Origin of the sequence: Mesorhizobium sp. M7A.F.Ca.CA.003.01.2.1, assembly GCF_003998945.1 — a bacterium.
In the GTDB taxonomy this organism is placed as follows: Bacteria; Pseudomonadota; Alphaproteobacteria; order Rhizobiales; family Rhizobiaceae; genus Mesorhizobium; species Mesorhizobium ciceri.
In genome coordinates this window covers 1-7,491 of record NZ_RZRA01000159.1, presented here as the reverse complement: position 1 = coordinate 7,491, position 7,491 = coordinate 1, and the positions used below count along the sequence as shown (strand labels likewise).

8 protein-coding genes are annotated in these 7,491 nt (G+C 62.2%); 3 read left to right on the top strand and 5 right to left on the bottom strand.

Annotated features, from left to right (window positions below; genetic code table 11):
* The 3 genes from EN969_RS09285 to EN969_RS09275 all read left to right on the top strand — a co-directional run.
* Nucleotides 1-577: methyltransferase domain-containing protein (locus EN969_RS09285; protein WP_127419084.1), on the top strand; the 577-nt coding region annotated here is incomplete at its 5' end.
* Nucleotides 578-863: 286 nt separating this feature from the next.
* Complete coding sequence (locus EN969_RS09280; RefSeq protein ID WP_063169970.1) at nt 864-1,226, top strand: hypothetical protein; 363 nt, start codon at nt 864-866, stop codon at nt 1,224-1,226.
* A gap of 63 nt (nt 1,227-1,289) precedes the next feature.
* A complete protein-coding gene (locus EN969_RS09275; RefSeq protein ID WP_063169971.1) occupies nt 1,290-1,817 on the top strand; it encodes an AAA family ATPase in 528 nt (175 codons plus the stop codon).
* 13 nt (nt 1,818-1,830) lie between these two features.
* On the opposite strand, the gene EN969_RS09270 is transcribed toward EN969_RS09275, so the two are convergent.
* From EN969_RS09270 to EN969_RS09250, 5 genes are all read right to left on the bottom strand, one after another.
* Nucleotides 1,831-2,772: a glyoxylate/hydroxypyruvate reductase A gene (locus EN969_RS09270; RefSeq protein WP_063169972.1), complete on the bottom strand. Its 942-nt coding sequence runs from the start codon at nt 2,770-2,772 to the stop codon at nt 1,831-1,833.
* Nucleotides 2,773-2,801: 29 nt separating this feature from the next.
* A complete protein-coding gene (locus EN969_RS09265) occupies nt 2,802-4,433 on the bottom strand; it encodes an ABC transporter ATP-binding protein (RefSeq protein WP_127419083.1) in 1,632 nt (543 codons plus the stop codon).
* The gene (locus EN969_RS09260) at nt 4,430-5,575 is read right to left on the bottom strand and encodes an ABC transporter permease (RefSeq protein WP_063169974.1); all 1,146 of its coding nucleotides are present in this window, start codon (nt 5,573-5,575) and stop codon (nt 4,430-4,432) included. The genes EN969_RS09265 and EN969_RS09260 overlap by 4 nt, the downstream gene beginning before the upstream one ends.
* Nucleotides 5,575-6,672 carry a microcin C ABC transporter permease YejB gene (locus tag EN969_RS09255; protein WP_127419082.1) on the bottom strand — a complete coding sequence of 366 codons (1,098 nt, stop codon included), beginning with the start codon at nt 6,670-6,672 and terminating at the stop codon, nt 5,575-5,577. The genes EN969_RS09260 and EN969_RS09255 overlap by 1 nt, the downstream gene beginning before the upstream one ends.
* 30 nt (nt 6,673-6,702) lie before the next feature.
* A partial coding sequence (locus EN969_RS09250; protein WP_245467427.1) for an ABC transporter substrate-binding protein occupies nt 6,703-7,491 on the bottom strand: 789 nt, incomplete at its 5' end.

The following is a 7,491-nucleotide window of genomic DNA, read 5'->3' as shown; positions in this document are numbered from 1 at the left end:
GTCCCTGGTCGGCAGGCTGGGTTACCGCCTGCCTGGGATGCTCGACCAGGCCATTCGAGCGGCAAGGCCGGGCCGCTTCGCGCTGGCGCTCGATCTCGGCTGCGGCACAGGCCTGATGGGGCAGAGGCTGCGGCCGATCGCCGACCGGCTGGAGGGGTATGACATTTCGGCCAAAATGCTGAGAAAGGCGCGGGCCAAGGGCGTCTACGATTTCCTCGATAAGGCTGATCTGCGGGATTTTCCCTATGCCGGTCCGAAAGCCGATCTGGTGACGGTGGCCGATGTTTTCATCTATGTCGGTGCGCTGGGCGGCGTGGTGAAGACGATTGCCGGCTTGCTGGCCACGGATGGCCTGTTCGCGTTTTCCGTCGAGACGCTGGCTGGCGATGGCGATTTCGCGCTGCTGCCGTCACGCCGCTATGCGCATGCGCAACGCTATGTGCTCGACGTGCTGGCCGCCAACGGGCTTTCGGTCCTGTCACTGGAACCAACCGCGATCCGGCAGGATCGCGGGGAACACGTCAACGGGTTGGTCGTTGTGGCCAGGGCTCCGAACTCAGCTGAACAAAAGACCTGACGACAGCCGGTCGGCGGTGTCGGCAGCTTTTCGTCGGGTGCGATAGGAATTTTTTCTTGACGCCCTGCCCTCAGCTATGGTACATTTTCGCTCATGGTGCTGATTTGCGCCAGTGACCCGCCGCACAGGCGGGTTTTTCGTTTGATGCTCCGTCAGCCACGCGCCTGCGGAGGGGCAGCCTCGCCGCCTCGCAAATATTCCTGCTGTGAAAAAGTCCGATTTGCATGCGCGACTGATATTTGCGATCTGCTCGCGTCAGGGCGGGATATCAGGAGGAGCATAGCCGATGCGCTGGAACATGATGATCTTGGCCTCTTGCCTGCTGACCGCCGGCTGTGTCGGCGGCACGTCGATGTCGGAACAGCAGGATGCGAACGTCCAGTCCTCCCTGCAATACGACACCGTGCCGTGCGACCAGTTGCTGGCGCAGCGCAACGGGTTGGCGCAGCAATACAACCTGCCGATCAAGGCCAAGCCGACCTTCTCCAATCCGGCGATGGGCTTCGGCCCGTTCACGCCGGACATGCGCTCCAAGGCCAAGCGCGATACCGACAAGGCGAGCGGTGAGATCGATGCCATGAACCGGTCGATCGACCGACGCGACTGCGGCCAGCCGGAGAAGCAGAAGAAGATCGCTCTGCCTGGCTAGAGGTCGGAGGCGGCTACGGGTCGAGAATCGCAGGCAACAAACCACCTTGCAGGGCACGATCGGATGCATCTCTCGGAGCTCGGGGACCGCATATGTATCTTGGGGCCGTCCAACAGTGGCAAGTCGACCCTCGCCGACGCGATTGCCCGCAAGCGTGATCTGGCGACTGTTCACCTCGATCAGCTCTTCCATCTCCCGAACACGGATTGGGAAGCGCGCCCAAGGGACGAATTCATTGCCTTGCACGACGCCGCAATCGCCGGAGAGCGTTGGGTGATGGATGGGAATTATTCGGTAGGTATGCCGCAACGTTTTCGGCGGGCGACGGGATTGATCCTGTTGGACATTTCCACACCCGCAAGTTTGTTGCGCTATTTTCGCCGGACGTTGTTGGAGCGGGAGAGGCGCGGTGCCTTGGAGGGCGGGCGCGACAGCGTCAAATGGGATATGATCCGCCATATCACTGTCGCCACGCCGAAAAATCGCAAACGCTACCTGGCTATGTTCGAGCAGATTGATCTGCCAAAGGTGCAGTTATCGTCACTGCGGGCAATCAAGAAGTGCTTCCGGGAGTGGGACCTGGCCCGATGAGGCCTTGTCCTGGCTAATACCCTGCATCGCGGTCCACCAGATTGTCGAGCTTTTCGCCGCGTTCGAAGGCGTCCATCTGGCGCAGCATGATCGGCGCCAGATGCACCGGATCGGAGGTCGCCGCCGCGTGTGGCGTCACGAACACTTTCGGATGCCCCCACAGCGGACTGGTCTTCGGCAGCGGTTCGACCTCGAACACGTCGAGGCTTGCCTCCTTCAACGTGCCGTCATCCAGCGCCCGCAAAATGTCGGCATCCTTCTGCAGGCGGCCACGCCCGGCATTGATCAGCACCGAGCCGCCGAGGCCGTTGCGTTTCCGCAGCTCCTTCAGCACGCCGTAGTTGATGATGCCCTTGGTCTCCGGCGTCAGCGGCAGAAGCACCACCAGGATGTCGGTTGCCTTGAGGAAGGGGATCAATCCAGCTTCGCCGGAATAGGTCGCGACGCCTTGCATGGCCTTGTCGGTGCGCGACCAGCCATTGACGGCAAAGCCGAGCGAGAGCAGCACCGAGGCCGCGGCGCGGCCGAGACTGCCGAGGCCCATGATGCCGACCGAAATGTCACCGGCAGGCCTCTGCTGCGGCTCATGCCAGATCTTCTTCGACTGCTGCGACCGGTAGAGCAGGCCCTGGCGGTGATGGTCGAGCACCCGCCAGACGACATATTCCGTCATGTACTGGGTGAGGTTGTCGGCAACGATTTTGACGATCGGCACGTCGGGCAGGCCGGGATCGGCGAAGATATGGTCGACGCCGGCGCCGATCGAGAAGATGGCGCGCAGATTGGGCAGCGACGCCAGGATGTTCGGCTTCTGCTTCCATACAACGGCATAGGTGATCGAGGGGTCGCTGGCGCCGTCCGGCTCCAGCACCACCTCGCGTTCGGCCGACAGCAGGTCGCGCCAGCGCTGCGGATGAAAGCCGGTGACGGCAAGCAGGATGCGGCCTTTTTCCATTGCGGTCCTTTAGTCCCTCTTTACGCAAATCACTCGCTGACGATGCCGACCGGTGCCGTCTCGATCTTGAAGGCGGCCGAGATCAGCGCCCGAGTATAGTCGGTTTGCGGATTTTCAAAAATCTGCTGGGAAGGGCCGGCTTCGACGATCCTGCCATTGCGCATGACGATGACGTCGTTGGCGAGCGCCCGGATGACTTTCAAATCATGGCTGATGAAGAGATAGGCGAGATCGTGCTTGGCCTGCAGGCTGCGCAGCAGGTCGACGACCTGCGCCTGCACGCTCATGTCGAGTGCCGATGTCGGCTCGTCCAGCATGACGAAGCGCGGGTTGAGCACCATGGCGCGTGCGATGGCAACGCGCTGGCGCTGGCCGCCGGAAAACTCGTGCGGGTAGCGGTTGCGGGTCGCCGGATCGAGCCCAACCTCCTTCAGCACGGCGGCCACCTTGTCGTCGCGCTCGTCGGGCGACAGCTTCGGCTCGTGGATCTTGAGGCCTTCCTCGATGATCTCGGCGATCGACATGCGCGGGCTGAGCGAGCCGAACGGATCCTGGAAGACGATCTGCAATTCGCGCCTGAGCGGCCGCATTGCATTGAAGGACAGCTGGTTGATGTCGCGACCGTTGAACTGGATCATGCCGGTCGACGAGATCATGCGCGCCAGCGCCAAGCCGAGCGTCGTCTTGCCGGAGCCGGATTCGCCGACCACGCCGAGCGTCTGGCCGGCGCGCACGGTGACATCGATGCCGTCCACTGCCTTCACATTGTCGACGGTGCGGCGGAAGAAGCCCTGCTTGATCGGGAACCAGACCTTTATGTCCTTGCCGGTCATGACGGGCTTGGCGTCGGCATTGGCGGCCGGCGGCTTGCCCTTCGGCTCGGCCGCCAGCAGATGCTTTGTGTAGGCATGCTGCGGATTGACGAAGATCTCGTTGGTCGGGCCGGTCTCGACGATCTTGCCCTTGGTCATCACGCAGACGCGGTCGGCAATCTTGCGCACGATGCCGAGATCATGGGTGATGAACAGCATCGACATGCCCTTGCGGCTCTTCAAGCCGGCCAGCAGTTCGAGGATCTGCGCCTGAACGGTGACGTCGAGCGCCGTCGTCGGCTCGTCGGCGATCAGCAGTTCGGGCTCGTTGGCCAGCGCCATGGCGATCATCACGCGCTGGCGCTGGCCCCCGGACAACTGGTGTGGATAGGCATCGAGGCGCTTGTGCGGATCGCGGATGCCAACCTCGTTGAGCAGGGCCAGGGTGCGCTCCTTGGCGGGGCGGTCGGCCATGCCTTGGTGCAGCTTCAGGATCTCGACGATTTGATGCTCGATCGTGTGCAGCGGATTGAGCGAGGTCATCGGCTCCTGGAAGATCATGGTGATCTTGTTGCCGCGCACCTGCCGCAACTGCTTCTCGCTCATCGCCAGCAGGTCGTTGCCCTGGAACACGATCTTTCCCGAGGGGTGGCTGGCGCTTGGATAGGGCAAAAGCTTCAGCACCGAAAGCGCCGAGACCGATTTGCCGGAGCCGGATTCGCCGACCAGCGCCACCGTCTCGCCCTTGGCGATGTCGAACGAGATGTGGTCGACAGCCGTCGACTGGCCGCCGCCCTGGCTGAAGGCGACGCTGAGGTCCTGTACGCTGAGCAAGGGGGCTTCGCTCATCTGAACGTCTTGCGCGGATCGAAGGCGTCGCGCGTCGCCTCGCCGACGAAGACCAGCAGGGACAGCATCAGCGAGATGACGACGAAGCCGGAAATGCCGAGCCACGGCGCATTGAGGTTGCGCTGCGCCTGCTTGAGCAATTCGCCGAGCGAGGCGGAGCCGGGCGGCAGGCCAAAGCCGAGATAGTCGAGCGAGGTCAGCGTCGAGATCGAGCCCGAGAGCAGGAAGGGCATGAAGGTCAATGTCGCCACCATGGCATTAGGCAGCAGGTGCCGGAACATGATGGTGCGGTTGGGCACGCCGAGCGCCCGGGCCGCGTTGACATATTCGAAATTGCGGGCGCGCAGGAACTCGGCCCGCACCACGCCGACCAGCGCCACCCAGGAGAACAGCAGCATCAGGCCGAGCAGGATGAAGAAGCCCGGCGGCAGGATGGCGGCGACGATGAGCAGGAGATAGAGCACCGGGATGGCGGACCAGATCTCGATGAAACGCTGGAACAAGAGATCCGTCCAGCCGCCGAAATAACCTTGCACGGCGCCGGCCGCGACGCCGATCAAGGCCGAGCCGGCGGTCAGGATCAGGCCGAACAGCACCGAAATGCGGAAGCCGTAGATGACGCGCGCCAGCACGTCGCGCGCCTGGTCGTCGGTGCCCAACCAATTCCAGTTGCCGACGATGCAGGCGGGGTCGGCAGCACCCTGCGGATACTGGTTGCAGCGTGTCTTGGCGTCATACTGCCACGACGGCCTGGCCGGTGCTGCTTCGGGAATAGCGTTGTTGACCGTCTGATAGGAGTAGCGCACCGGCGGCCAGATCATCCAGCCATTGGCGTTGATCTCGTCCTGGATGACCGGATCGCGATAATCGGTGACGGCATAGAAGCCGCCGAATTTTTCCTCGGGGTAGGCGACCAGCACCGGAAACAGGATTTCGCCCTTGTAGGAAGCGATGATCGGCTTGTCGTTGGCGATGAACTCGGAAAACAGCGACAGCACGAACAGGACGAGGAAGATCCACAGCGACCAGTAGCCGCGGCGGTTGGCTTTGAAGTTCTGCAGGCGGCGCTTGTTGAGCGGCGACAGAAACGGCCGCTTGATCCGCGCGGGTGCCGCGTTGACGGGGACTGTAGCCTCCGACATCAGACGTCTCTCCGCTCGAAATCGATGCGCGGATCGACCCAGGTGTAGAGCAGGTCGGACAAGAGCCCGACGAACAGCCCCAGCAGCGAGAAGATGTAGAGATTGGCGAACACCACCGGATAGTCGCGCTCGACCACCGACCGGAAGCCGAGCAGACCGAGGCCATCGAGGGAGAAGATGTTCTCGATCAGCAGCGAGCCGGTGAAGAAGGCCGAGATGAAGGCGCCGGGAAAACCGGCGATGACGATCAGCATGGCGTTGCGGAAGACGTGGCCGTAGAGCACCTGCCGTTCCGACAGACCCTTGGCCCGCGCCGTCACCACATACTGTTTGCGGATTTCTTCGAGGAACGAGTTCTTGGTCAGCAGCGTCGTGGTGGCGAAGGCCGACAGCACCAGCGCGGTCAGCGGCAATGTCATGTGCCAGAAATAGTCGACGATCTTTCCCCACCACGACAATTGATCCCAATTGTCCGAGGTGAGGCCGCGCAACGGAAACCAGTCCAAGAAAGACCCGCCGGCAAACAGCACCATCAGCATGATGCCGAACAGGAAGCCCGGAATGGCATAGCCGACAATGACGACGCCGCTGGTCCAGACGTCGAAGGGAGTGCCGTCCTTGACCGCCTTGCGGATGCCGAGCGGGATCGAGATCAGGTAGGACAACAGCGTGATCCACAGCCCGATCGAGATCGACACCGGCATTTTTTCCAGGATCAGGTCGAGCACCGAAATGTCGCGGAAATAGCTGTCGCCGAAATCGAAGCGGGCATAGTTCCACAGCATCATGCCGAAGCGCTCGAGCGGCGGCTTGTCGAAGCCGAACTGCTTTTCCAGCTTCTTGATGAATTCCGGATCGAGCCCCTGCGCACCGCGATATTTCGAGCTGACGTCACCGGCGGCATCGAAATTGCCGCCGGCACCCGCGTCGCCGCCACCACCGCCGAGGCGGTCGCTGCCGCCCTGATTGGTCAGCCGGGCGATGACCTGTTCGACCGGACCGCCGGGGGCGAACTGGATGACGGCGAAGGATATCGCCATGATGCCGAACAGCGTCGGGATCATCAAAAGGATGCGGCGCAGGATATAGGCGCCCATCAGGCCTTCTGCCCTCGTTGAGCGAACATCTCAGCCTTTGCCAATTCTTGCCGCCTTGCCCTTATCGAACCACCACAGCGTCTCGACCGGAAAGCCGAAATCAGGCTTCTGTTCGACAAAGCCGAACATGTCCCAATAGGCGACGCGGTGATTCGCCAGATAGTATGTTGGAATCCAGTCCAGCCGCGCGCGCAAGACCCGGTCGAGCGCTCTGAGCGCCGTGACGAGTTCTATACGGTCTTTCGCCTTGGCTGCTGCCGCGATCAGGGCGTCGATGGCCTTGCTTTCGGTGCCGGGATAGTTGCGCTGCCCCGGGATTTTCGCCATGCGGGAATCATAGAGCATCTGCAGGCTGTCGTCAGTCGGCGTCGCCCCGATCGACCAATGCAGCAAGGCAAGATCGAAGTCGTAATTGCTGTGCCGCTGCTCATACTGCGCCGAATCGATTTGCCGGATCGATGCGTCGATCCCGATCGCCTTCATATTCTCCGACCACGGGGTGTAGATACGAACGATGCCATCGTCCTCCGCCAGCATTTCGACCCGCAGCCGCTCACCCTTGTCATTGACGACGAAACTGCCGTCGCGCTTCCAGCCGGCTTGCGCAAGCAATCTCGAAGCCTCGCCCAGCAGCTTGCGGTCATGGCCCGAACCGTCGGACAGGGGCTGTGTTACCGCTTCACCGAAAACCTCTGGCGGCAACTCGGCCCGGAATGGCTCCAGCAGGGCCAATTCGTCAGGCGAGGGCAGGCCTTCGGCCTTGTAATCCGATCGTTCGAAGTTCGATTGAGAGCGCTCGTAGGAGCCGTAAAACAAGGC